The organism is Sphingopyxis sp., from assembly GCF_965279755.1.
In the GTDB taxonomy this organism is placed as follows: domain Bacteria; phylum Pseudomonadota; class Alphaproteobacteria; order Sphingomonadales; family Sphingomonadaceae; genus Sphingopyxis.
The window spans coordinates 3,475,640-3,500,581 of record NZ_OZ257261.1 but is presented as its reverse complement, the minus strand read 5'-3'; the positions used below and the strand labels follow the sequence as shown (position 1 = coordinate 3,500,581).

Annotated in this window: 25 protein-coding genes; 17 read left to right on the top strand and 8 right to left on the bottom strand. The window is 64.1% G+C overall.

The features are described 5' to 3' along the window. The first annotated feature begins 39 nt into the window (after positions 1 to 39). Positions 40 to 1,164, top strand: coding sequence for a lipase family protein (locus ACQY80_RS17300; RefSeq protein ID WP_428682080.1), 1,125 nt, complete (start codon positions 40 to 42; stop codon positions 1,162 to 1,164). Positions 1,165 to 1,171: 7 nt separating this feature from the next. On the opposite strand, the gene ACQY80_RS17295 is transcribed toward ACQY80_RS17300, so the two are convergent. Genes ACQY80_RS17295 through lepB form a run of 4 tightly spaced genes read right to left on the bottom strand, consistent with a single transcriptional unit; the run spans position 1,172 to position 3,982 of the window. Further along, complete coding sequence (locus tag ACQY80_RS17295) at positions 1,172 to 1,510, bottom strand: hypothetical protein (RefSeq protein WP_428682078.1); 339 nt, start codon at positions 1,508 to 1,510, stop codon at positions 1,172 to 1,174. Between the two features lie 8 nt (positions 1,511 to 1,518). Further along, entirely contained in the window at positions 1,519 to 2,412 is an 894-nt protein-coding gene (era, locus tag ACQY80_RS17290) for a GTPase Era (protein WP_428682076.1), read from the bottom strand. After that, positions 2,409 to 3,092 (bottom strand): ribonuclease III, encoded by a 684-nt coding sequence (gene rnc, locus ACQY80_RS17285; RefSeq protein WP_428682074.1) that lies wholly within the window; start codon positions 3,090 to 3,092, stop codon positions 2,409 to 2,411. Before rnc ends, era begins: the two co-directional genes overlap by 4 nt. Continuing rightward, entirely contained in the window at positions 3,089 to 3,982 is an 894-nt protein-coding gene (gene lepB, locus ACQY80_RS17280) for a signal peptidase I (protein WP_428682072.1), read from the bottom strand. Before lepB ends, rnc begins: the two co-directional genes overlap by 4 nt. Positions 3,983 to 4,097: 115 nt before the next feature. Between lepB and pgi the strand changes: the two genes are divergently transcribed. The 3 genes from pgi (at position 4,098) to ACQY80_RS17265 (ending at position 8,116) form a co-directional block, all read left to right on the top strand. After that, positions 4,098 to 5,603, top strand: a complete 1,506-nt coding sequence (gene pgi, locus ACQY80_RS17275; protein WP_428682070.1) for a glucose-6-phosphate isomerase — start codon at positions 4,098 to 4,100, stop codon at positions 5,601 to 5,603. A gap of 91 nt (positions 5,604 to 5,694) precedes the next feature. Beyond that, the gene (gene gor, locus ACQY80_RS17270; RefSeq protein WP_428682068.1) at positions 5,695 to 7,041 is read left to right on the top strand and encodes a glutathione-disulfide reductase; all 1,347 of its coding nucleotides are present in this window, start codon (positions 5,695 to 5,697) and stop codon (positions 7,039 to 7,041) included. Positions 7,042 to 7,099: 58 nt separating this feature from the next. Continuing rightward, positions 7,100 to 8,116 carry an NAD-dependent epimerase/dehydratase family protein gene (locus tag ACQY80_RS17265; RefSeq protein WP_428682066.1) on the top strand — a complete coding sequence of 339 codons (1,017 nt, stop codon included), beginning with the start codon at positions 7,100 to 7,102 and terminating at the stop codon, positions 8,114 to 8,116. A 39-nt stretch (positions 8,117 to 8,155) separates the two neighbouring features. Here the strand turns inward: ACQY80_RS17265 and ACQY80_RS17260 are convergent, their stop codons facing one another. After that, positions 8,156 to 8,941: an SDR family NAD(P)-dependent oxidoreductase gene (locus ACQY80_RS17260; protein ID WP_428682064.1), complete on the bottom strand. Its 786-nt coding sequence runs from the start codon at positions 8,939 to 8,941 to the stop codon at positions 8,156 to 8,158. Positions 8,942 to 9,058: 117 nt separating this feature from the next. Between ACQY80_RS17260 and ACQY80_RS17255 the strand changes: the two genes are divergently transcribed. Then, positions 9,059 to 9,955 (top strand): LysR family transcriptional regulator, encoded by an 897-nt coding sequence (locus ACQY80_RS17255; protein WP_428682062.1) that lies wholly within the window; start codon positions 9,059 to 9,061, stop codon positions 9,953 to 9,955. On the opposite strand, the gene ACQY80_RS17250 is transcribed toward ACQY80_RS17255, so the two are convergent. Further along, positions 9,952 to 11,361: a helix-turn-helix domain-containing protein gene (locus ACQY80_RS17250; protein WP_428682060.1), complete on the bottom strand. Its 1,410-nt coding sequence runs from the start codon at positions 11,359 to 11,361 to the stop codon at positions 9,952 to 9,954. The genes ACQY80_RS17255 and ACQY80_RS17250 overlap by 4 nt on opposite strands. A gap of 151 nt (positions 11,362 to 11,512) precedes the next feature. On the opposite strand from ACQY80_RS17250, the gene ACQY80_RS17245 reads away from it, so the two are divergent. The 10 genes from ACQY80_RS17245 (at position 11,513) to ACQY80_RS17200 (ending at position 22,033) form a co-directional block, all read left to right on the top strand. Next, a complete protein-coding gene (locus tag ACQY80_RS17245) occupies positions 11,513 to 13,045 on the top strand; it encodes an acyl-CoA carboxylase subunit beta (RefSeq protein ID WP_428682058.1) in 1,533 nt (510 codons plus the stop codon). A 397-nt stretch (positions 13,046 to 13,442) separates the two neighbouring features. Then, positions 13,443 to 14,192 (top strand): hypothetical protein, encoded by a 750-nt coding sequence (locus tag ACQY80_RS17240; protein WP_428682056.1) that lies wholly within the window; start codon positions 13,443 to 13,445, stop codon positions 14,190 to 14,192. 10 nt (positions 14,193 to 14,202) lie between these two features. Then, positions 14,203 to 14,643 (top strand): methylmalonyl-CoA epimerase, encoded by a 441-nt coding sequence (gene mce, locus ACQY80_RS17235; protein WP_428682054.1) that lies wholly within the window; start codon positions 14,203 to 14,205, stop codon positions 14,641 to 14,643. 81 nt (positions 14,644 to 14,724) lie between these two features. Further along, positions 14,725 to 16,872 carry a methylmalonyl-CoA mutase gene (gene scpA, locus ACQY80_RS17230; protein WP_428682052.1) on the top strand — a complete coding sequence of 716 codons (2,148 nt, stop codon included), beginning with the start codon at positions 14,725 to 14,727 and terminating at the stop codon, positions 16,870 to 16,872. Next, positions 16,869 to 17,234 carry a hypothetical protein gene (locus tag ACQY80_RS17225; protein WP_428682050.1) on the top strand — a complete coding sequence of 122 codons (366 nt, stop codon included), beginning with the start codon at positions 16,869 to 16,871 and terminating at the stop codon, positions 17,232 to 17,234. The genes scpA and ACQY80_RS17225 overlap by 4 nt, the downstream gene beginning before the upstream one ends. Then, positions 17,231 to 18,247, top strand: a complete 1,017-nt coding sequence (bioB, locus tag ACQY80_RS17220) for a biotin synthase BioB (RefSeq protein ID WP_428682048.1) — start codon at positions 17,231 to 17,233, stop codon at positions 18,245 to 18,247. Before ACQY80_RS17225 ends, bioB begins: the two co-directional genes overlap by 4 nt. Continuing rightward, a complete protein-coding gene (locus ACQY80_RS17215) occupies positions 18,244 to 18,636 on the top strand; it encodes a lysozyme inhibitor LprI family protein (protein WP_428682046.1) in 393 nt (130 codons plus the stop codon). Before bioB ends, ACQY80_RS17215 begins: the two co-directional genes overlap by 4 nt. Positions 18,637 to 18,641: 5 nt before the next feature. Beyond that, on the top strand, positions 18,642 to 20,648 hold the full coding sequence (locus ACQY80_RS17210) for a biotin carboxylase N-terminal domain-containing protein (RefSeq protein ID WP_428682044.1): 2,007 nt from the start codon (positions 18,642 to 18,644) through the stop codon (positions 20,646 to 20,648). A gap of 51 nt (positions 20,649 to 20,699) precedes the next feature. Then, positions 20,700 to 21,653: a hypothetical protein gene (locus ACQY80_RS17205; protein ID WP_428682042.1), complete on the top strand. Its 954-nt coding sequence runs from the start codon at positions 20,700 to 20,702 to the stop codon at positions 21,651 to 21,653. Between the two features lie 8 nt (positions 21,654 to 21,661). Continuing rightward, entirely contained in the window at positions 21,662 to 22,033 is a 372-nt protein-coding gene (locus ACQY80_RS17200; RefSeq protein ID WP_428682040.1) for a tRNA-binding protein, read from the top strand. On the opposite strand, the gene ACQY80_RS17195 is transcribed toward ACQY80_RS17200, so the two are convergent. Further along, the gene (locus ACQY80_RS17195; RefSeq protein ID WP_428682038.1) at positions 22,030 to 23,409 is read right to left on the bottom strand and encodes a peptide MFS transporter; all 1,380 of its coding nucleotides are present in this window, start codon (positions 23,407 to 23,409) and stop codon (positions 22,030 to 22,032) included. The two genes, ACQY80_RS17200 and ACQY80_RS17195, sit on opposite strands and share 4 nt — an antisense overlap. A gap of 118 nt (positions 23,410 to 23,527) precedes the next feature. Between ACQY80_RS17195 and ACQY80_RS17190 the strand changes: the two genes are divergently transcribed. Both ACQY80_RS17190 and ACQY80_RS17185 read left to right on the top strand, forming a co-directional pair. After that, entirely contained in the window at positions 23,528 to 23,935 is a 408-nt protein-coding gene (locus tag ACQY80_RS17190) for an MAPEG family protein (RefSeq protein WP_428682036.1), read from the top strand. Further along, positions 23,935 to 24,114 carry a hypothetical protein gene (locus ACQY80_RS17185; protein ID WP_428682034.1) on the top strand — a complete coding sequence of 60 codons (180 nt, stop codon included), beginning with the start codon at positions 23,935 to 23,937 and terminating at the stop codon, positions 24,112 to 24,114. The genes ACQY80_RS17190 and ACQY80_RS17185 overlap by 1 nt, the downstream gene beginning before the upstream one ends. Here the strand turns inward: ACQY80_RS17185 and ACQY80_RS17180 are convergent. Continuing rightward, a complete protein-coding gene (locus ACQY80_RS17180; protein ID WP_428682032.1) occupies positions 24,111 to 24,881 on the bottom strand; it encodes a cyclase family protein in 771 nt (256 codons plus the stop codon). The genes ACQY80_RS17185 and ACQY80_RS17180 overlap by 4 nt on opposite strands. Between the last annotated feature and the right edge of the window lie 61 nt (positions 24,882 to 24,942).

Below are 24,942 nucleotides of genomic sequence, written 5' to 3'. Positions count from 1 at the left end.
GTTTGAACGTGATAGCATGGCCGTCCGGGGAGACCGTCCATGCGCCATCTGTTTGCTGCCCTGCTGCTCATTCTATCGTTGATGTTCCCGCTGCCCGCTGCAGCCCAGCCGCTCCGCTATCTGATCTCGGCGCAGCCGATTGCGGACGCACCGCCGGGCGTGCAGGCATGGCGGGTGCATTATTGGACGACGAACGGCAATGGAGCTCGCTTTGCGGTCACCGGCATAGTCGCGGCGCCGATGGAAGCGATTCCGCCGCGTCCGCGCCGCGTCATCGCCTGGACCCACGGCGCATGGGGTGTCGCGGAGAAATGCGCGCCCTCGCTCAGCCCGAACTTCTTCGAATATAGCGCGGGGATGAACGCGGTGCGGCAGGGTTATGTCGTCGTCGCGCCCGATTATATCGGCCTTGCCAGCCCGACGATGCATCCGTTTCTTGTCGGGGCTGATACCGCCAATTCGGTGCTCGACGCCGTGCGGGCCGCGCGCGAAATCCCTGGCGCAGCGGCGGGCGGCAGTTTTGCCGTCTGGGGCGAATCGCAGGGAGGCCATGCCGCGTTGTGGACAGCCATTTCGGCACGCTCCTACGCACCCGACCTGACGCTGGTCGGCACCGCGGCAGCGGCACCGCCGACCGACCTTGGCGCAAACCTCAATCAGGGAAGCGACAAGAATGCGCGCGCATTGCTGCTGTCTTTCGCGCTGCATAGCTGGTCGACGCTCTATGGCTTTCCGCTCGACAGCATCGCCAATCGCACCAATCAGGGCATCATCCGCCGGCTTGCCGAAAACAACTGTGTCAGCTTCAACGCCAAGCCGAAGCTCGGCACGATCCTCGGCATCCTGACGATCGCCCGCGCGACGAAGAACAAGGACATTGCGAAGATCGAGCCCTTCGCCTCGTTCGAGCGTACCAACAGCGTCGATCCGGCGCGCGTTCCCGGCCCGCTGCTGATCGCGCAGAGCAGCAAGGACACGATCGTCGCGCCTGCTGTGACTCGGAAATTTGCAAAGGCGGTGTGCCGCCGCGGTACCGGGGTTCGCTGGATCGACATGACCGGCGATCACGGGTCCAGCGCGAAAGACAGCGCGGCTGAGACGATCGCATGGATCGGCGCACGCTTCGAGGGACAGGCGCCGCCGAACGATTGCCGGCGGATCTAGGCCAGAATTAGCTCGCGCAGGGCGGGTCGGCGGGGCGGAAGTCGTGCTGGCTCACATTGTCGTGGCGGACGAGCCGGATCTTCGATCCCGCATGGCAGGGCGTTCCGGTCGGCAGCGCGACGACGGCCTCTTGCGCCTCGCCCAGCCGTACCGTGGCGCGCGGCTTGCCGGCGGCGATATCGACGCGTTCGACTACGCCGGTGACGAGATGATCCTTGCCTTCGTTCGCGATTAGGTTGCGCTCGGTCACGACGAGGAGCACCGCCGCGACCGCGAGATAGGCTTTCCAGTATTTCAGGACGCCGCGGATGCGGTCGGCGGGGGTGTTGAACGGATCCTTGGCCATGCGCTTCCTCAATCGACCCAGTCGAGACCCATGTCGCGATAGACGCCGCGGTCTTCGTCCCAGTCTTCCTTGACCTTTACGTGCAGAAACAGATGCACCTTTCGCCCAAGAATGTCGGCAAGTTCTGCGCGCGCGCGCGCGCCGATTTCCTTGATCCGGCTACCGCCCTTGCCGAGCACGATCGCGCGCTGCGTGTCGCGCGCGACGAAGATTTGCTGGTGGATTTCGGCGCTGCCGTCGGGGCGCGTCTTGAACAACTCGGTCTCGACCGCCGACTGGTAGGGTAGTTCCTCGTGGAGCTGGCGATAGAGCTGCTCGCGCGTGATTTCGGCCGCGAGCATGCGTTCCGGCGCGTCGCTGACCTCATCCTCGGGGAAGTGCCACGCCCCCTCGGGCATTAGCGCCGCAAGGTTGGTCTTGAGTTCGGCGACGCCGTCGCCGCTGCTTGCCGAGATGAAATATGTCTCGTCGAACGCGACCTTGGCATTGAGCTCGGTCGCGATGGTGAGCAGCTTGTCCTTTTTGGTCAGATCGACCTTGTTGAGGATCAGATATTTCTTCTCGGGCCGGTTCGCGATGCCTTCGAGCACGCGTTCGACGCGGCCCGTGAGTTTGGCGGCGGCATCGACCATCACAAGGATCGCCTCGGCCTCCTCCAGACTGCCCCAGGCCGCGGCGACCATCGCGCGGTCGAGCCGGCGGGTCGGGGCGAAGATGCCCGGCGTGTCGATCAGGACGATCTGGGCGTCGCCGTCCATCGCGACGCCCATCAGGCGCGTGCGTGTCGTCTGCGCCTTGGGGCTCACGATCGCGACCTTCTGGCCGACGAGCGCGTTGACGAGAGTCGACTTGCCGGCGTTCGGCGCGCCGACAACGGCTACGAAACCGCAGCGCTGGGTCATTTCATATCTTCCTGTGTCAATCGTTCGAGCATCGCCGCCGCTGCGGCCTTTTCCGCCGCCTGCTTCGACGCGCCTTCGCCCTCGGCTTCAGCCAGCTTGCCAACCGCGACCGCGACGCGAAAGCGCGGCGCATGATCGGGGCCTTCGCGGCGGACGAGGCGATATTCGGGGGGCTTGCGTTTTCGCGCGAGCGCCCATTCCTGCAGCGCCGCCTTGGGATGTTTCGGTGCGGCGACCTGGCCCTCGATCATGGCGCCCCATTTGGCGACGATGAAGGCGCGCGCGGCATCGTCGCCAAGGTCGAGCCACAGCGCGCCGATCAGCGCTTCCAGTACGTCGGCGGCGATATTGTCGCTGTGCCGGCCGCCGTCGCCGATCGCCTGACTGCCGAAATGGACATGCGCGTTGAGGTCGAGCCCCTGTGCGATCCGCGCGCAGGTCTCGCCCGAGGCAAGCGCGTGAAGGCGCGAGGACAATTCACCCTCGGCCGCCTTGGGAAAGCGGCGGAACAGTTCGGATGCGATGACGAGGCCGAGCACGCGGTCGCCGAGAAACTCGAGCCGCTGATAATCGCCGGCGCCGCTGCTGCCGTGCGTCAGCGCCTCCTGATAGAGGGCGAGGTTGCGGGGGTCGGCGCCGGTGATCGCCGCGATCGTCGCCGCGGAGACGCGTTCGTTCAAAAGCCGTCCCCGATACGGCTCCAGCGCGCCGCGGTGAACCAGCTGATCGGGTTGAACCAGCTCGCCGATCCGTCGGTGGAGAACATGCCGACGAGGGCGTGGCCGACCAGATTTTCTTCGGGAACCAGTCCGATGCCGCCATTCTCCTGAGCCGGAAAGCGGCTGTCGGCGCTGCGGTCGCGATTGTCACCCATCAGGAACAGATGGCCTTCCGGGACGGTGACGAGCGGTGTGTTGTCCTCGGCGATCGTCGTGATGTCGAGGATCGCATAGCTCTTTCCGCTCGGCAGCGTCTCGCGGAACTGCTTATACCGGCACTGGCGCTGGCCTTCCGCCGTGATTTCCTCGAACTGCGGAGCATAGCAGGGCAAGGTGCCGGTCGTGCGCGAGGCGTCGATCATGTTCTGCGTCACCGGAATGACGAAATCGGCCATCGGCTCGCGCTTCAGGGGCTTGCCGTTCAGCCAGACGATGCCGTCCTTCACCTGAACCGTATCGCCGGGCAGGCCGATGACGCGCTTGATATAATCATTGTCGTTGACCGGAGGCGCCTTGAACACGACGACGTCGCCGCGTTCAGGCGTGCGCGGGAAAATGCGGCCCGGGATCAGCGGCACGCTGAACGGCAAGCTGTATTTCGAATAGCCATAGGCCATCTTGTTCACGAGCAGATAGTCGCCGATCAAAAGGCGCGGCTGCATCGATTCCGATGGAATGTTGAAAGGCGACAGGAAAAAGCTGCGGAAAATCAGCACCGCGATCGCCAGCAGCGCAAGGAAGCGGATCGTGTCGACCGCTTCTTCCTTCGCCGATACGGGCGTCGGTTCGGGCTTCGCCGGCGTGGGGTCGGTGGCGGAGGCGTTTTCGGCGGTAATGCTGGCGTCGGTCATGTCGCGCATTGGCGACGAATAGGTCTGCACGTCAAGCGAATATCGGCGGATGACGCTGGCGCGGCGCCGGTCGCGGGCCTATGGAAGTCCCGATCAAGGACATAAGGAAAATTCGATGACCACCCCGACCGAAGCGTGGCAAGCGCTCTCCGCCTGGCAACCGAAAAAGCTCGTCGATCTGGTCGCGCACGATCCGGAGGCGCGCTTGCAGGCGCTGGTCCGCAATGTTGCCGATATCCGCTTCGATTTCGCGAAAACGCATCTCGACGGAGAGGCGCTCGCGATCCTGTCGGGTCTGGCCGAGGCGCAGGATTTTGCGGGGCGCCGCAAGGCGCTGTTCGCGGGCGGTATCGCCAACCCGACCGAAAATCGCGCCGCCGAACATAGTGCCGAACGCGGCGAAGGCTCGCCCGAATCCGTCCATGTCGCGCAGGCGCTGCACCAGCGGATGCGGATGATGGTCGATGCGATCGAGGCCGGCGCGTTCGGCGAGATCCGCCATCTGCTCCATATCGGTATCGGCGGATCTGCGCTTGGCCCCGACCTGCTCGTCGACGCGCTCGGCCGCCATAGCGAACGCTATGATGTTGCGGTGGTCTCGAATGTCGATGGCGCCGCACTGGCGGAGGCGTTCGCAAAGTTCGATCCGGCCTATACGCTGGTCGCGGTCGCATCGAAGACATTCACCACGACGGAGACGCTGCTCAACGCCGCCTCGGCACTGCAATGGCTGGAAGAGGGCGGGGTCGATGATCCGCTCGGCCGCTTCATCGCACTCACGGCCATGCCCGAGCGCGCGATGGAATGGGGGATCGACGAAACGCGCATCCTGCCGTTCAGCGAGACCGTTGGCGGCCGCTATTCGCTCTGGTCGTCGATCGGCTTTCCCGCCGCGCTGGCACTCGGCTGGGATGCTTTCGCCGATCTGCTCGAAGGCGCGGCCGAGATGGACCGCCATTTCCGGCTGGCCGACGGAGCCGACAATATCTGTCTGCTCGCCGCTTTCGTCGATCAGGTTTATACGAATCGCCTCGGCTGTCAGACGCGGGCGGTCTTTGCCTATGACGAGCGGCTCCGGTTGCTGCCCTCCTACCTTCAGCAGCTCGAGATGGAATCGAACGGCAAATCGGTGACATTCGACGGCAAGCCGCTGGTGCAGCAGAGTGCGGCGATCACCTGGGGCGGCGTCGGCACCGATGCGCAGCATGCGGTGTTCCAGCTGCTGCATCAGGGCACGCATCTGACCCCGGTCGAATTCGTCGTCGCGCGCGAGCCCGATCATCTGCTCGACGACGCGCATCACGAAACGCTCGTCGCCAACTGCATCGCACAGGGCGCGGCTTTGATGACGGGCCGGACCAGCGACGATGGCGCGCGCGCCTATCCGGGCAATCGCCCGTCGACGACAATCCTGCTCGATCAGGTAGAACCGCGCAGCCTTGGCGCGCTGATCGCCTTCTACGAACATCGTGTTTTCGCCAACGCCGTCCTGCTCGGCATCAACCCGTTCGACCAGTTCGGGGTCGAGCTGGGCAAGGAAATGGCGAAGGGGCTGGCCGAGGGGACGATCGAGTTCGATCCCGCGACACAGGCGCTGATGGCAGCCGCGCTCGGCGAATGAGGCTGACCGCAAAATTCGATTGGCAAGCCGCGCCCGCGTAACCACATAGGCGGCGGCTGCGAATGTCAGCGGACATCTTCAGGGGTTTTGCATGAGCGAGTTCGACTACGATCTTTTCGTCATCGGTGCGGGTTCGGGCGGCGTGCGCGCGTCGCGCATCGCGGCCTCGCATGGCGCGCGCGTCGCGGTGGCGGAGGAATATCGGGTCGGCGGCACCTGCGTCATCCGCGGCTGCGTGCCCAAGAAGCTGCTCGTCTATGGCGCGCATTTCGCCGAGGATATCCACGACGCGCGCAAATTCGGCTGGGAGGTTTCCGACTGCACATTCAACTGGCAGGTGCTGCGCGACAATGTGCTGGCCGAGGTCGACCGGCTCGAGGGTCTCTATGGCCAGACGCTCGACAATCACAAGGTCACGGTCTTCAAGACCCGCGCGACGATCGTCGGGCCGCAAAAGATACGCCTTGCCGACGGAACCGAACTCAGCGCCGAGCGCATTCTGATCGCGACCGGCGGCTGGCCGCATGTGCCGGAGTTTCCCGGTAGCGAACATGCGATCACCTCGAACGAGGTTTTCCATCTCGATACGCTGCCGAAGCGCGTCGTGATTGCGGGTGGCGGCTATATCGCCAATGAATTCGCGGGCATCTTCAACGAATTCGGCAGCAAGGTGACGGTCGCCAATCGCGGCGACACGATCCTGCGCGGCTATGATGAGCAGATCCGCGACCGGCTGCTGCAGATTTCGATGACCAAGGGTATCGATTTCAAGTTCAATGCGCCGTTCCGGTCGATCGAGAAAAATGACGATGGATCGCTCACGGTCCATCTCGAAGGCTGTGATCCGATCCAGGCCGACGCCGTGCTTGTGGCTGCAGGCCGGGTGCCGAACAGCAAGGGCATCGGACTTGAGGCCATCGGGGTCGAACTCGACGCGGACGGCGCGATCAAGGTCGACGAGACGAACCAGTCGTCGGTGCCGAGCATCTATGCCGTCGGCGACGTCACCAACCGCATCCAGCTGACCCCGGTGGCGATCCGCGAAGGTCAGGCGTTCGCCGACAGTGTATTCGGCGGTAAGCCGACCGTCGTCGATTATGCGAATGTCCCGAGCGCGGTGTTCAGCCATCCGCCGATCGGCGCGGTCGGCATGACCGAGGCCGAGGCGCGCAACAAGCTGGGATCGGTACGCATCTACACCAGCGATTTCCGCGCGATGAAGAATGTCCTCGCCGGGCGCAACGAACGCGCGCTCTACAAGATGGTGGTCAATGCCGCGACCGATCAGGTCGTCGGACTGCACATGATCGGCCCCGACGCGCCGGAGATTCTACAGGCAGCGGCAATCGCGGTGAAGGCGGGGCTGACCAAGGCCGATTTCGACGCCACCGTAGCGTTGCACCCCAGCATGGCCGAGGAGCTGGTGCTGCTGAAATAGGGTTTCGACCTGCAACCCTCATGCGCTATTCTCTTCCCGACACGCGAGGGAGGGGCGCATGACGGGAACGGCATTGGTTACCGGAGGCAGCGGATATATCGCGGGCTTCCTGATCCGGCAGCTGATCGCGAACGGCTGGACCGTGAACACGACGGTGCGCAGCCTGAAGCGCGAGGACGAGGTTCGCGGCTGGCTGCAGGTCGACAACAGCAAGCTGAATTTCTTCGCCGCCGATCTGGAGAATGACGCTGGCTGGGCAGAGGCGATGGCCGGGTGCAGCCATGTCGCGCATGTCGCGTCGCCCTTTCCGCTCGATGTTCCGAAACATGCCGACGATCTGATCGTTCCGGCGCGCGAGGGTGCCCTTCGCGCGCTGCGTTTTGCGAAGGCGGCGGGGGTGACGCGTTTCGTCCTGACCTCGTCGATGGCGGCGATTGCCTATGGCCATGGCCGGGCGCGCGATCTCTATAATGAGGCGGACTGGACCAACCTCGATAACCCCGGGGTCATGCCCTATCCGCGATCCAAGACCGTCGCCGAGCGCGCCGCCCGCGACTGGGCCAAGGCCGAGGCGCCCGAAATCGAGTTTGCGTCGGTCAACCCGGCTGCGGTGTTCGGGCCTTTGCTGTCGGACGATCTGTCGACCTCGATCGAGGTCGTGAAGCAATTGCTCGAGGGCAAGGTGCCGATGTGTCCCGACATCGGTTTCGGCACGATCGACGTGCGCGATGTCGCCGATCTCCATTATCGGGCGCTCACTGCGCCGGGTATCCGCGACGAGCGCTATGTCTGTTCGGGGCCGTTCCTGAAGATGATCGAGGTGGCGGACATCCTGCGCGCCAACCTCGGCGATCAGGCGAAGAAGGTGCCGACCAGAAGGATGCCCGACTGGCTGCTCAAACTGTTCGCGCTGGTGCGACCCGAACTCAAACAGCTCGTCGCCGAACTCGGTAATGTCCGCGGCGGCGACAGCAGCCATGCGATAAAGACGCTCGGCTGGACGATGCACACGCCCGAAGAGGCTGTGCTCGCAACGGCGCACAGCCTGATCGAACGCGGGATCGTGAAGGTCTGATGCTACAACCCCTCCCGCCTGCGGGAGGGGGATTACATGTCAGGCGATCGTCGGGACGATCCCGCCTTCGGCGCGGATCGCGGCGCCGTTGGTGACAGCGGCGAGCGGGCTCGCGAGATAGGTGACCATCGCGCCGATCTCGTCCGCCTCGATCAGGCGGCGGATCAGCGACAGCGGGCGGAGCTCTTCGAAGAAGGCTTTCTCGCGTTCGGCTTCGGACGCATCGGGGTTCGAGACGACCGAACGGATGAAATCGGTGATACCTTCGGAGCGCGTCGGTCCCGGCAGCACGCTGTTGACCGTGACGCCGGTGCCCCGGGTCTGCTCGGCAAGCCCGCGCGCGATCGTGAGCTGCGCCGTCTTCGTCATGCCGTAATGGATCATCTCTGCGGGCGGCAGCAGGCCGCTTTCGCTCGCGATGAAGATCACGCGGCCCCAGTTGTTTTCGAGCATCTTCGGGAAATAGTGCCGCGACAGCCGCGCGCCGCTCACGACATTGACCTCGAAGAGATGGTGCCAGTCGGCGTCGCTGATCGCGGTAAAGGGCTTGGCTTCATAGATGCCGAGATTGTTGACGAGGATGTCGGTTGCCGGGACCGCGGCGATCAGCGCCTCTGCCCCTTCGGCGGTCGCAGGATCGGCGAGGACGGCGCGGATCGTGCCAGATTTCGCCAGTTCGGCGGCCGCTTCGTCCAGCTTCGTCTGGTTGCGCCCGGTGATGACGACGTCGACGCCTTCTTCGGCGAGGCGCTTGGCGATCGCGAAGCCGATGCCCGCGGTCGATCCGGTGACGATGGCGGTCTTGCCCTTGAGTTTGAGGTCCATGAGTGAGTTCCTTTCACGCCTTGGTTCTTGTTCGATGGTCCGAAGATAGCGTTCCGTGCCATTGTTGATTAGAATGCGCTTCATCACTTCAGTGATGATTCAGAATCAGGAATGGTGATGGACAACCGGTTCGGCGATATCGAGACGTTTCTGGCAGTGGCGAACGGCGGCAGCCTCGCGTCGGCGGCGAAGGCGTTGCGGCTCACGCCCTCCGCGGTCAGCCGCAGCATCGCGCGGCTCGAACAGCGCCTTGGCGTCACGCTGATGCGGCGCACGACGCGTTCGCTGGCGCTGACCGCCGAGGGGCAGGCCTATCGCGAGCGGATGAGCGTGCTGCTCGCCGACATCGCGACGGTCGAGGCGGGGCTTGGGCAGGAGGGGCAGGGGCCACGCGGATTGCTGCGCATCAACGCCTCGCCGTCGATCGGCACCATGGGCCTGCTGCCGATCATGCCACGCTTCACAGCGCGCTATCCCGACATCGTCATCGACTTGGCGCTGTCAGACGCGATCGTCGATCTGGTCGAAGAGCGGGCGGACGTCGCGATCCGGATCGGCCCGCTGCGCGATACGAGCCTTCGCGCCAAGAAGCTCGGGCACAGCCGGATGGTTCTGGTCGCCAGCCCCGATTATCTTGCCCGCCGCGGCACGCCACAGACTCCCGACGATCTGGATGCCCATGACTGCCTGCGCTTCAGTTTTCGACGCTCGGTCGACAGCTGGCCCTTTCGCATCGACGGCAGAACCGTCCAGCGTCCCGTTCACGGCAGCTTCTTCGGCAATTCGGGCGAAGTCGTGCGGCAGATGGCGGTCGCCGGGGGCGGTATCGCGCGCCACGGGCATTTTCACGTCGCAGGTGATCTGAAGGCGGGGCGGCTCGTCGAAGTGCTGCCCGGCTACAACCCCGGTGACGGAGAGGATATTCACGCGCTCTACGCGCCCGAAGATCGCGCCGCCGCGCGCATTCGCGCCTTCCTCGATTTCCTCGACGAGGAACTGGAGATCGCGGGCTAGCCGATCCGGTAGGGAACAACCCCGCGCCGGTCGGGATCGACGAGGATAGGGCGATCGCTCGGCGGGAAGGCGCGTTGGTCGCAGTCGTCGCGCGGACAGATACGGCACGACAAGCCGATCCGCGCCGCCGCCTGCGGTGCCTCGACATCGACCCCGTCGGCGTAGACGAAATCGGCGGCATATTGCGCCTCGCACCCCAGCGCGACCGCGTAGCGGCGCGGGCTGCGTGCATAGCTGCCCGACGGTTTCACCAGCCCCTTCGCCATCGAGACATAGCGTTGGCCGTCGGGCGTCTCGGCGAGCTGAAACAGGATGCGGTCGGGGATCGCGGCGGCTTCGTGCACCACCCACAAGGGGCACGCGCCGCCGAAGCGGGCAAATTGCAGCCGCGTCGCGCTGTGCCGTTTGGTGATATTGCCCGCCATGTCGACGCGGCAGAAGAACATCGGAATGCCGCGCGCGCCGGGGCGCTGGAGCGTCGAAAGACGGTGGCATGCCTGTTCGAAGCTGACCCCATATTCGAGGCGCAGTCGGTCGATGTCGTGGCGCACGGCGCGGGCGCTGGCGCGGAACGGACCATAGGGCATCAGCACCGCGCCCGCGGCATAGTTGGCGAGCCCGACGTGCAGCAGCTGGCGCGCCGCAGCGGTGCGAAGCGGCGAGGCCTCGACCACGGCCGCGATCTCGTTCGCGAGGGCGAGCGCGGCGAGCTGGTGCGCGAGCTGGAAACGGCGTGTCTCGGCAGGCTGCGACGGGTCGATCACCAAGTGCCGCATCGTCGCGTCAAAGTCGCGCAAGGCCTGCGCCTGATTATAGACGATAGAGATACCGAGCGCATCGCGCAGGCGCCGCTCGATCGTTTCGATCGCGGGCGAGGGTTCGCGGCCGCGCAGTTGCCCTGCCAGCGCCTCAGCGGCGCGGTCGATGCTGTCTATATAATTGCCGGCATCGTGGAACCAGTCGCGCACCTCTTCCCACGGCAGGCGGCTGCCCTCGGCGGTGCCGCCGGTCAGCGCCTCGTCGATGATCTGCAATCGCTGCCCCGCGCGGCGGTAGGCCGCGTGAAGCGCAACGAACTGGTCGGCGAGCCCTGGCTGCTGAAGCGCGGCGCGTTCGAGCTGGTCGGGCGGGAGCGGCGAGGCTGCGAAGAGCGGGTCGGCCGCCGCTTCGCGCAGCGCGCCGGCACGGCGGTCGCCCGTTTCGGCCGCTACCTCTTCCCATTCGAGCGGAAACAGCTTTTGCAGCCGGTCGAGCAGCGCGGGGGTCAAGGGACGATCGTCATGCTCGATCTGGCTGAGATAGGAGGCCGAGATGCCGAGTTGCGCCGCGAAGTCGGACTGTCGGAGCGCGCGGGTTTCCCGAAGTGCGCGAAGTTGTCGCCCAGCGTAGAGACGGGTTGGGGTCATCTTTAAGCTTCTCCATCCCCGTTCGCTCGACACGAACGAATACGAGGGCAGATACTTTGCAAACCAGAACTTTGCAACTTTGCAAATTCGCATTTGCATCCGCGCCCGCTGAGGGGCAGACGGCGATTTAAATTTCACGGAAGGTACGCGTATGTCCGCCAATATCGCCGAAATGGAAGCCCGCCGTGCCGCCGCCGCTCTGGGTGGTGGGCAGAAGCGCATCGATGCGCAGCATGCGAAGGGCAAGCTGACCGCGCGCGAACGCCTGCTCGTCTTGCTCGACGAGGGATCGTTCGAGGAGCTCGACACCTATGTCGAGCATGACTGCGTCGATTTCGGAATGCAGGATCAGAAGATTCCGGGCGATGGCGTCGTCACCGGATCGGGCACGATCAACGGCCGTCTCGTCTATGTCTTCAGCCAGGACTTCACCGTATTTGGTGGCTCGCTGTCGAAGCGCCATGCGGAGAAGATCTGCAAGGTGATGGAAAAGGCGATGCTCGTCGGCGCGCCGATCATCGGCCTCAATGACTCGGGCGGTGCGCGTATTCAGGAAGGCGTTGCTTCGCTCGGCGGATATGCCGACGTGTTCCAGAAGAATGTGCTCGCCTCGGGCGTGGTGCCGCAGATCAGCCTGATCATGGGCCCCTGCGCGGGCGGTGCGGTTTACAGTCCCGCGATGACCGACTTCATCTTCATGGTGAAGGACTCATCCTATATGTTCGTCACCGGCCCCGACGTCGTGAAGACGGTGACCAACGAAGTCGTGACGCAGGAAGAGCTCGGCGGCGCGATCACGCACACGACGAAGAGCTCGGTTGCCGATCTCGCGCTCGAAAACGATATCGAGGCGCTGCTCGCAGCGCGCGACTTCTTCGACTATCTGCCCGAAAACAACCGTAGCGGCGTTCCGGTCCGTCCGACGAGCGACCCCTATGATCGCGAGGACAAGAGTCTCGACACGCTGATCCCGCCGAACGCGAACCAGCCATACGACATGCACGAGCTGATCCGCAAAACGGTCGACGAGGGTGATTTCTTCGAGGTGCAGCCGGCGCATGCCGCGAACATCATTTGCGGTTTCGGCCGTATCGAAGGCCGCACCGTCGGCATCGTCGCGAACCAGCCGCTGGTGCTCGCGGGCGTGCTCGACATCAACTCGTCGAAGAAGGCCGCGCGCTTCGTCCGCTTCTGCGACGCGTTCGAGATCCCGATCCTGACCTTCGTCGATGTTCCCGGCTTCCTGCCGGGCACGGCGCAGGAATATAATGGCATCATCAAGCATGGGGCGAAGCTGCTCTTCGCCTATGCCGAGGCGACGGTGCCGAAGATCACGGTCATCACGCGCAAGGCCTATGGCGGCGCCTATGACGTGATGGCATCGAAGCATCTGCGCGGCGACCTCAACTATGCGTGGCCCACCGCCGAGATCGCGGTGATGGGCGCGAAGGGCGCGGTCGAGATCATCTTCCGCAGCGATATCGGCGACCCCGAAAAGATCGCCGAGCGCACGAAGGAATATGAGGACCGCTTCGCGAACCCCTTCGTCGCGGCGCAGCGCGGCTATATCGACGAGGTGATCTACCCGCACTCGACGCGCCGCCGGATCGCGCTGGGGCTGCGGAAGCTGCGGAACAAGCAACTCGAGAACCCGTGGAAGAAGCACGACAATATCCCGCTGTAGGTGATCGAAGTGGAGTGGGTGTGGGCGCTTGTTTCGATTTTATGGACGCTCTGCGCCTGTATGATCGTGCGCGCGGCTTGGGCGATGGGCAAACGATGGGATGACGCAGGATTCGTTACCAATGGCCTTGGTACTAGGATTGAACGCGCGACTAATCCCTTAGCCTTCTCGTTGGCTCGGTGGGGTATTCGGTCTTTTGCGGCTTTTGGTTTGCTGTTTGTCTTTGGAGGGGTCGCGGTAACAATTGGATGGATTGTGAAAGCTATATGAAGTCGAGAGACTGCGCATGTTGTGCATCACTTGTGATGCACGGCACATCGTCGCTGCCGGGGTGGAGGCAAGAACCGGAAGCGGCTACGCTGCCGCGATGGTATTGATTTTACAATGAGGTTTGAAAATGCGTAAGCTTCTTCTCCCCCTGTCGATCCTTCCGCTTCTGGCCGCGGCGCCTGCTGCATGGGCCTTCGATCCCGACACGCCGGTCGGCGAAAAGCCCGAGGCTTTCCCGGTCAAGCTTGGCGATGAGGAAAATACGACGATCGCCGCCGCCTTCCGCACCGCCTTCGGGCTGGAGAAGGGCGCGGCGCCCGAAGCGGCGCGCGAGATCGACGAGCGGACCTATCATTTCCGCCCCGTCGCGATCCATACGATGGCGAACAATGTTGCGGTGTTGCTGAGCGTCGGATCGCTGGAGGATGCCGGGCACAGCGAAGGCGGCGTGAACGCGATCCACTATCTGAAGGGAAGCCCGACGGGCTGGGTGAAGCAAGGCGAGTGGATGGATGTCGGCGCGGTCGGCACCGTCGGCAATGGCGCGACGAGCTGGGCCTTCACCAATCTGCTCGCGGCGAACCCCTATCTCGTCACTGCGGGTGGCGGCGTTTGGCAGGGCTGCCTGATCAGCAGCGCGGTCGTGACCGAACTGACCCCCGCGGGGCCGGTCGATCGCGGAAGCTTTACCGACGCGATGAGCTCGGGCGCCGGGTCGGGCCAGATCGAGCAGGGATATGACGGCCAGATCGTCGCTGCGGTGCCGGGCAAGAGCTTCACCGTCGGCTATACCGGCACCAAGTCCTTCAAGCAGCAATATGTGCTGAAAGACGGAAAATATGCGCTCGTGGGCCCCGAAAAAGTCCCGGGCTGCTGAGGAGAATGGAATGAAACTGGGTCGCCTCAATCATATCGGCGTCGCGACGCCGTCGATCGCCGACAGCATCGTCTTTTACCGCGATGTGATGGGGGCGACCAGGATTCACGAGCCCTTCGACCTGCCCGATCAGGGCGTGAAGGTTTGCTTTGTCGACACGCCCGGCGCCGACGGCGCGCTGAACGGCACACAAATCGAGCTGATCGAACCATTGCCGGGCAATGCGTCGATCGCCGGCTTCCTGCAAAAGAACCCCGCAGGAGGGCAGCATCACATGTGCTATGAAGTTCCCGACATTCACGCCGCCAAGGCGGAGTTCGAGGCGCTGGGCAAGCGCGTCCTCGGCGAACCGCGCATCGGCGCGCACGGGACGCTGATCTTCTTCCTCCACCCCAAGGATATGGGCGGGGTGCTGACCGAGATTATGGAAACGCCCAAAGAGGCGCATTGATTTGTGATCCCCGGCGCATGCCGGGGGCCATGACTGCACGAGACGCCGGCTCGCGCCGGGGATCATGAAACGAGACTGCATATGACCGACAAACCGACCCTCGACCAATGGGCCGCCGCCGCCGACAAGGAAGTGAAGGGCAAGAACCTCATTTGGGCGACGCCCGAGGGGATCGACGTCAAGCCGCTCTATACGGCCGAGGACGTTACGACCGATCCCGGCCTGCCCGGCTTTGCCCCTTTCACGCGCGGCGTGCGCGCGTCGATGTATGCGGGGAGGCCGTGGACGATCCGGCAATATGCAGGCTTCTCGACCGCCGAGGAATCGAACGCCTTCTATCGACGCAACCTTGCCGCGGGGCAGAAGGGCCTGTCGGTCGCGTTCGACCTTGCGACGCACCGCGGCTATGACAGCGACCATCCGCGCGTCGTCGGCGACGTTGGCAAGGCGGGGGTCGCGATCGACAGCGTCGAGGATATGAAGATCCTGTTCGACGGCATTCCGCTCGATCAGATGTCGGTTTCGATGACGATGAACGGTGCGGTGATCCCCATACTCGCCTTCTTCATCGTCGCGGGCGAAGAGCAGGGGGTCGAACGCAAGCTGCTCGACGGGACCATCCAGAACGACATCCTCAAGGAGTTCATGGTCCGCAACACCTATATCTACCCGCCCGAGCCCAGTATGCGGATCATCTCGGACATCTTCGGCTACACCAGCCGCGAAATGCCCAAGTTCAACAGCATCTCGATCTCCGGCTACCATATGCAGGAAGCCGGCGCGACGCAGGTGCAGGAGCTGGCCTTCACCATCGCCGACGGCGCCGAATATGTGCGCTATGGCGTCGCCAGTGGCCTCGACATCGACAAGTTCGCCGGGCGCCTGAGCTTCTTTTTCGCGATCGGCATGAACTTCTTCATGGAGATCGCGAAGCTGCGCGCCGCGCGCGTTCTGTGGCACCGCGTGATGACCAACCTCGGCGCCAAGGACGAGCGCAGCAAGATGCTCCGCACCCACTGCCAGACGTCGGGCGTGTCGCTCACCGAGCAAGATCCGTACAACAACGTCATGCGCACGACGATCGAGGCGATGGCGGCGATGCTGGGCGGAACGCAGTCGCTGCATACCAACGCGCTCGACGAGGCGATCGCATTGCCGACCGACTTCTCGGCCCGCATCGCGCGCAACACCCAGATCGTCATCCAGGAAGAGACCGGGATGACCAAGGTCGTCGATCCGCTCGGCGGTTCTTACTATGTCGAGGCTCTGACGCAGCAACTGGTCGATCAGGCGTGGGAGATCATCACCCGCGTCGAAAAGGAAGGCGGCATGGCGAAGGCCGTGGCGGCGGGTTGGCCCAAGGCGATGATCGAGACGGCCGCCGCGTCGCGGCAGGCGCGCGTCGACCGCGGCGATGACGTGATCGTCGGGGTGAACAAATATCGCCTGAAGGACGAGGATCTGCTCGAGACGCTCGAGGTCGACAACACCAAGGTCCGCGAGGCGCAGGTCGCGCGGATCAACAAGACCAAGGCGAACCGCGACGAAGCCGCCTGTCAGGCCGCGCTCAAGGCATTGCGCGACGCCGCCGCAGGCGAACAGTCGATCGAGAATAATCTTCTCGCGCACGCGGTCGAAGCCGCGCGGGCGCGCGCCACGCTCGGCGAAATCTCGTCGGCGATGGAGGAGAGTTTCCAGCGCTATGGCACCCAGCCGACCCCGGTGAAGGGCGTCTATGCTGCTCCCTATGAAGGCGACAGCCGCTGGCAGCAGGTTCTCGACGGTGTGAAAGCGGTCGAACGCCGCATGGGGCGCAAACCCAAGCTGCTCGTCGCGAAGATGGGGCAGGACGGCCATGATCGCGGCGCCAACGTGATCGCCTCGGCCTTCGGCGACATGGGCTTCGACGTCGTGTCGGGGCCGCTGTTCCAGACCCCCGAGGAGACCGTCGTGCTCGCGCTCGACAGCGGCGTCGACGTCGTCGGCGCCTCGAGCCTTGCCGCCGGCCACAAGACGCTCATCCCGGAACTGATCGGCAAGCTGCGCGAAGCTGGCCGCACCGACATCAAGGTGATCGCGGGCGGCGTTATTCCACCGCAGGATTATGACTATCTGCGCGACGCCGGAGTGCAGGGCATCTATGGCCCCGGCTCGAACGTTGTCGAATGCGCCGCCGACGTGCTGCGCCTGCTCGGCCACAATATGCCGCCGCTGGAGGATGCCGCGTGAGCGACGATCTGGACGAGGCCAAGGTTGCGGTGACGCCCGAACTTCATGATGGTTCGGCGTATCTCTATGACTATTTCAAGCATCTGACCTCGCTGTCGATCCTGACGCTCGGGGGCGTGCTCGCGATCTCGACAGGGACGAGAGCCGACGGGGCCGAGAAGGAACCGATGATCGCGGTGATCGTGCTGGTCGGTTTTGCTGCCTTGATGGCGTTCAGCGGTACCAGCGAAGTCGTACGCCAAAAGGCGACGGGCAAAGCTCAAGGCAAATGGCTGACCTTCTATCGCACCGGCGCGCCGATCGCCTTGTCGCTCGGCGTCGGCGCATTTCTCTATCTCTTCCTGAAAGGGCTTCCCGCATGACGCAGGACATCATCCGCACCGACTGGACGCGCGAGGAAATCGCCGACCTGTTCGATTTGCCGTTCGACGAACTGATGTGGGAGGCGCAGAGCGTCCACCGCCGCCATCATGCGCGCGGCGAGGTGCAGCTCTGCACGCTTCTCAGCATCAAGACCGGCGGCTGCGTCGAGGATTGCGGCTATTGCTCGCAGTCGAAGCATGCCGACAGCGGCCTGAAGGCGACGAAGCTGATGGACGTTCGCGCGGTGCTGCAGGCTGCGGCGCAGGCGAAGGATTCGGGCTCGAAGCGTTTCTGCATGGGCGCCGCCTGGCGCAACCCCAAGGACCGCGACATGCCCGCGATCGTCGAGATGATCGAGGGCGTGCGCCAGATGGGGATGGAAACCTGCATGACGCTGGGCATGCTCAACAAGGAGCAGGCGCAGACGCTCGCGGTCGCGGGGCTCGATTATTATAATCACAACATCGACACGAGCCCGGAGAATTACGAGAATATCATCTCGACCCGCACCTTCCAGGATCGCCTCGACACGCTCGAGGAAGTCCGCAATGCCGGGATCAATGTCTGCTCGGGCGGGATTGTCGGGCTGGGCGAGAACCGGCAGGATCGCGTCGGCTTCATTCACGCGCTCGCGACGCTCGAACGCCATCCCGAAAGCGTGCCGGTCAATGCGCTGGTGCCGGTAAAGGGCACCGTGCTCGGCGACATGCTCGCCGACACCCCGCTCGCGAAGATCGATGATATCGAGTTCGTCCGCACGATCGCCGTCGCGCGCATCACCATGCCCAAATCGATGGTCCGACTGTCGGCAGGGCGCGAAAGCATGTCGGAGGCGACGCAGGCGCTGTGCTTCATGGCGGGCGCGAACAGCATCTTTACCGGCGACAAGCTGCTGACGACCGGCAACCGCGGCGACAATGCCGACGCGGCGCTGTTCGCGAAACTGGGGATCGTCCCGATGGTGAGCGAAGAGCCGATGCGGCAGGGTGTGCTGACGGAGGCCGCCGAATGATCGCCGCGGCTCTTCTCTTGCTCGCGGCCACGGTTGATGAACCCAAGATCGACTGCGACAATGCGATGGCGCAGGTCGAACTCAATGCCTGCGCCTATCAGGACTATGAGCGCGCTGACGCCGCGATGAACGCGCAGTGGAAGATTACCTCGGCGCGCATGAAGGCGATAGACGCCGATTTCGACCGCACGCAGGACAATCGCGCCGGCTATTTCGACACGCTGCTCGCGGCGCAGCGCGCGTGGCTGACCTATCGCGACAAGCATTGCACCGGCGAGGGCTACACGATGCGCGGCGGCTCTGCCGAACCGATGGTGTTCAGCGGGTGCATGACGCAGCTGACGGAAGCGCGGACCAAACAACTCAAAGATTTGATCGAGGAATATTGAGGGCCATGTTCAAGAAAATCCTGATCGCCAACCGCGGCGAAATCGCCTGCCGCGTCATCAAGACCGCGCGCCGCATGGGCATCGCGACCGTCGCCGTCTATTCGGACGCCGATGCGCGCGCGCCGTTCGTGCAGATGGCGGACGAGGCGGTGCATATCGGGCCGTCGCCCGCGTCCGAATCCTACCTGATCGCTGACAAGATCATCGCCGCATGCAAGGCGACGGGCGCCGAAGCTGTGCATCCGGGCTATGGCTTCCTGTCCGAACGTACGAGCTTCGCCGAAGCACTCGCCAAGGAAAATATCGCGTTCATCGGCCCGCCGGTGAACGCGATCGCCGCGATGGGTGACAAGATCGAGTCGAAGAAGCTCGCCAAGGAAGCGGGCGTCAACGTCGTCCCCGGCTTCGTCGGCGAAATCCGCGACACCGAGCATGCGGTCGAGATTTCGAACGAGATCGGCTATCCCGTGATGATGAAGGCCAGCGCCGGCGGCGGGGGCAAGGGCATGCGCCTTGCCTATGACGAAAAGGACGTCCGCGAAGGCTTCGAGGCGACCAAGCGCGAGGGGCTCAACAGCTTCGGCGACGACCGCGTCTTCATCGAGAAGTTCATCCTCAACCCGCGCCATATCGAGATCCAGATCCTCGGCGACCAGCACGGTAATGTGCTCTATCTCAACGAGCGCGAGTGCAGCATCCAGCGGCGCCATCAGAAGGTCGTCGAGGAGGCGCCGTCGCCGTTCGTGACGCCCAAGATGCGCAAGGCGATGGGCGAGCAGTGCGTCGCGCTGTCGAAGGCGGTCGGCTATTACAGCGCGGGCACGGTCGAGCTGATCGTGTCGGGCGCCGACCCGACGGGCGAGAGCTTCTACTTTCTCGAAATGAACACGCGCCTGCAGGTCGAGCATCCGGTGACCGAAGCGATCACCGGTATCGACCTGGTCGAGCAGATGATCCGCGTCGCCGCGGGCGAGAAACTCGAGCTGACGCAGGACGACATCAAGATCGACGGCTGGGCGATCGAGAACCGTGTCTATGCCGAGGATCCCTATCGCGGCTTCCTGCCTTCGACCGGGCGGCTTGTGCGTTACCGCACGCCCGTTCCCGCGTGGGACGGCGATGAGCGCGGCGTCGATGGCGTGCGTGTCGATGCGGGCGTCGAGGAGGGCGGCGAAGTGTCGATCTTCTACGACCCGATGATCGCCAAACTGGTCACCTGGGGCAAGACGCGCGACGAAGCCGCCGACCTGCAGATCGCAGCGCTCGACCGGTTCGAACTCGAAGGGCTCGGTCACAATATCGATTTCGTCTCGGCGATCATGCAGCACCCGCGTTTCCGCTCGGGCGAGCTCACCACCGGCTTCATCGCCGAGGAATATCCCGAAGGCTTCCACGGCGCATCGACCGACGCGAAAGTCACGCGCGCTCTCGCAGCGATTGCGGGCTTCATGGCGTCGGCCGAAGCCGACCGTGCGCGCCGCACCGATGGCCAACTCGGCGACCGGCTCGAGCCGCCCGCGAAGTGGCACGTGTCGATCGATGGCACCGCGCACAAGGTCAAGATCGGCGAGAAGCATCTGAAGGTCGACGGCGAACGCATCGATATCGCACTCGAATATACGCCGGGCGACCGTCTCGTCGTTGCCGAGATCGATGATAGCGAACTCGCGGTGAAGGTCGCCAGGACGCGCACCGGCTGGAAGATGACGACCCGCGGGCACATCCACGACGTGCGCGTGCTGCCGTGGCATATCGCGCCGCTGTCCTCGCACATGATCGAAAAGATCCCGCCCGATCTGTCCAAGTTCCTGATCTGCCCGATGCCGGGCCTGCTCGTCACGCTGCACGTCGGTGAGGGCGACAAGGTCGAGGCGGGCCAGCCACTCGCGACGGTCGAGGCGATGAAGATGGAAAATATCCTCCGCGCCGAGAAGTCGGGCGTCGTGAAGAGCGTCAATGCGGCGCAGGGCGACAGCCTGGCCGTCGACGCAGTGATCCTGGAGATGGAGTAAAGGTCGCGGGGCTGTTATCGCCCTCGTTCGAAATTGAACGGGGGCAAGATAATGATTCGGCGTAACTTTCTGGCTGGCTCGGTCTTCGCGGGGCTGATCGCAACGCATGGCGCGGCGCGCGCGCAGTTCGGCGATCTCGGCAATGTGGTAAAGGGCCTCGGCACGCCAAAGCTGCCGAAGGTGCTGAGCGGTCCCGAACCCGTGTCGACGAACATCAAGGACGCCATCTATGGCGATCCGTCGCGTGACGGCTGGAAAGCGCCGCGGGCCGGCAACATGGCGGCGCTGCAGCGCAGCCCGCTCGGCGGCTTCGTCCTTGCCGCAGGGTATCACAAGATGTCGGCGCAGAGCTATTGCCTCCACGCCGGAACGCACGGACCGGGCGGCGGCGACGGCTATCTCTATGCGCCGCTCAAGGGCTCGGCGCGCGATGCCGTCACCAGCATCCTGCAGAACAGCGTCGCCAAGCCGCAGATCGCGCAGCACGATATCCAGCTGTTGCTGTGGGCGATCGTCGCGCGGTCGAAGTTCGAAAATCTGAACGGTGACCTCAAACTGGTCGCGAGCCAGTTGCTGACCGCGAAACAGATCGCGTCGCTCAACCGCAGCGCGCTGTCGATCGTGACGAGCTCCGAATTCCAGCGGCTGACGGGCGGCGTTCCCGAGCCGCTCCGCACCGTCATGGAAGCGGAATCGCGGATGCGGAACATGTTCTCGGGCCCGTCGCTCGCCTATCAGGATATGGAGCGTGTCGCGATGCTCGCCGGCGCGGCGCCGCGCGGGGCGGGAAGCATCGACACGCCGTCGTCGCGGTGGAGCCGCCATCCCGACGGCTATTGGGTCCGCTATATCCCGAGCGGCTATAGCCAGACGCAGGTCGAAATTTTCGTCGAGGCGGCCAGTGCGGCGATCGGCAAGACCTATGACCCGGCCGTCTGCGTAGCGGTGCCGGGCAACACGGCGCGCCAGCGGCTCGCGCAGTCGGGCCGCGTTTACGGCCGATAGGAGGGCCCATGCATCTGAACCACGATAGCGGGGCGCCCGCTGCCGATTTGATCGGTTTCGACGATTTCCTCCGCGTCGACATCCGCATCGGCACCATCATCGAGGCCGAACCTTTTCCCGAGGCACGCAAGCCGGCGTTCAAGCTGAAGATCGACTTCGGGGACGCGATCGGGGTGAAGAAGAGCAGCGCGCAGATCGTGTCGCGCTACGCGCTCGAAGATCTGCCGGGACGTCAGGTCGCGGCGGTCGTGAACTTCCCGCCGCGCCAGATCGGCAAGTTCATGTCCGAGGTGTTGACCCTAGGCTTTGCAGACGAGGCGGGCGAGGTGATCCTCTTCGCCCCCGACCGTCCGGTTCCGAACGGATCGCGGCTCTTCTAGGCGGCGGGTTCGCCTACCAGCCGCTTCGCAAGAAGCAGCTTGAACAGCACGAAAGCAACCAGTCCGACCGCGGCGGTCGCGACGTGGAAGAGCCAGAAGGTGGTCGTCGGCATCGATGAATACCAGCCGCCGACCTCGCCAACGATCTTGTTCGCGCCGAAGAAGGCGAGGTAATAGATCCCCACCACCGTTGCGTTGAGCGCGCGCGGCGCAACCTTGGTGAACAGCGCGAGGCTGACGGGCAGGATATGCGCAAAGCCGATGCTGTTGAACAGGTGGAACATCAGGGGCCAGAACAGTCCGATCTTGCCGTCTCCCTGCGTCGCCGCCGCCATGAACAGGCAGAGCCCGCCGGCGACGGTGAAGACGCTGCCGATGATCATTTTACCAAGCTCATCGGGCTCTTTCCACCGCCTGCCATACCAGACATAGAAGGCCGCGACCGCGATCAGCATGCTGAAGCTCGCGGTTGCATCGATGGTGATCATATAGCTGGTGGGTAATGTGGTGCCGAAGAAGGTCAGCTGGAAATGCTCGTCAGCCCAGACGAGGTAGGCGTTGAAAATCTCCTGATTGGTGAGCAGGGCGACTGCGAGAACTGGAACGAGGATCAGCAATGCGATGATGCGTGCCCAGTCGTTTTTCGTCAGCGGCTCCTTGGGCACCTGGGCCTTCTCGGCGCGCAGTTCGCGGCTCTCGGCGGGAAGCCACGGCTTGGCGTAAAGGTAGAGGATGAGGCCCGCGACCATCACGACGCCGGCGGTCCCGAACCCCCAGTGCCAGCCGACTTTCTCGCCAAGCGTCCCCGAAATCAGCGGCGCGACGATAACGCTGACATTGATCGCGATGTAAAAGATCTGGAACGCCATCGCGCGGCGCAGGTCTTCGGGCTTGTAGAGTTCGCCGACCTGACTAGCGATATTGCCCTTGAACAGCCCCACGCCGACGATCAACGCGAGCAGCGCGAACAGGAAGGCGCTCTCGAACGCCATGAGGAAGTGACCCACCGCCATGAAGACGCCGCCGAGGATCAGCGTCGCGCGCCGCCCGAGCCAGCGGTCGGCGATGAAGCCGCCCGCGATCGGGGTTAGGTAGACGAGCGAGGTATAGTCGCCGAAGATTTTCGACGCGAAGGGCTGGCCGTCGATTCCGCCGTACCAGCCGCGCAGCGCCTCCAGCCCGATAACGCCCGCCGCATTCTCGGGCAGCAGCAGATATTTGACCATGTAGAGTACGAGCAGGGTCTGCATCGAATAATAGGAAAAGCGCTCGCAGCCCTCGACAAACGCGAGGTAGCCCAAGCCTTTCGGGTGCCCCAGAAACGCGCGGTCGCTGCGGTCCGCCTCGAAATCGGGCGTAGCCTCTGCGATGGTCATCGATGTCACTCCCCGGTCAAATTCGCGGGCAAGAAGGTAAGGTTTCATCGGAAACTTGCCAGTGGCGTTCGACGAACGACCGCCCTAGGCTGCGAGCGGGGAAAAGGGGGAGAAGATCATGACTTTACCGGTTACAGCCTTCGTCGCGGCCGTTTGCGCGCTGCTGCTATTGTTCACTGCGATCCTGACGGTTCGCCAGCGGCTGAGGCTGAGCGCTGCCTTTGGCGACCATGGCGATGCGAAGCTGATCGCCGCGAGCCGGAGCCATGGCAATCTCGCCGAACATGCGCCGATCGTGGTCATTCTGCTCGGCTTGCTGGAGATGGCGCGCGCCAACCATATGGCGCTGATGATGATCGGTGCGCTTTTCCTGATCGGCCGTGTCGCCCACATCGCGGGGCTGCATGCGCCGGTCGAGCCGGGCAAGCCGCCGGTAACGCGACAGATCGGGGTGATCGCGACCTGGGCGACCCTGGTTGCGCTGAGCGGATGGACCCTGTGGATGCTGGCTACGCAGAATCTTTGATGGTCGACACCGACTATCGACCGCTCGATCTCTGGCTGCTGCTCGGGATGCAGACTGTCCCGATCTTGTTCGTGTGGCTGTTCCTGCGAAGAAGCTATCGCCCTTCGCTGCGTCGTGCCGCCTTCGTCTATACCGCAGTCACCGCACTGCTCCCGCTGCTGGGAAGCTTCGAGATCTAGGCGTCGATCAGCGCCACCGCGCGGATCCAGCCTGCGCTCGCGCGTTCGATCTTCACGGGAAAGCAGCTCAGCGTCCAGCCAGTCGGGGGCAGGGCGGCGAGGTTGGTCAGCTTCTCGATCTGGTAATAGGGCTTGATGCGGCCCGCCTTGTGGCCCTCCCAGATGATCGAGGGGTCGCGCGTTTCGGCCCAGCGCTTTGCGGTGTGGCTGAACGGCGCGTCCCAGCTCCACGCATCGGTACCGACCACCTTCACGCCGCGTTCCGTCAGATAGAGCGTCGCCTCGGCGCCCATGCCGCAGCCCTGATCGGTGAAATTGTCGGTGCCATAGACCGCGCCCGACTGGACGAGCACGATGTCGAGCGGCTGGAGACTGTGGTCGATCCGCGCCAGTTCGGCCTCGACCTCGGCGCCGCTCACGACGTGGCCGGCGGGCCGGTCCGAAAAGTCCAGCTTCACGCCCGGACGGAAGAACAGGTCGAGCGGCGCTTCGTCGATACTCGGCGCGGCGCTGGCGCCCTCGTCGGTCGTCGAGTGGAAATGCCAGGGCGCATCCATGTGCGTGCCGTTATGCGTGCTCAGCGTCAGGCTCTCGACCGCCCAGCCTTCGCCGTCGGGCAGGTCGTCCTTCGTCAGGCCCGGAAAGAACATCGCGATCTGCTCCCACGTGTTCTCGTGGGTCATATAGGTGATCTGCGGGCGCATCACCGGCGGGTCGGATACGACGTCGTTGGTGATCGGGATCGAAAGGTCGATGAACTGGGTCATCGCGCCAGTCTGCCACTGCTTTGACGCTACGCCAAGAAGGCTTGCGCGCGTTCCGGCGCCC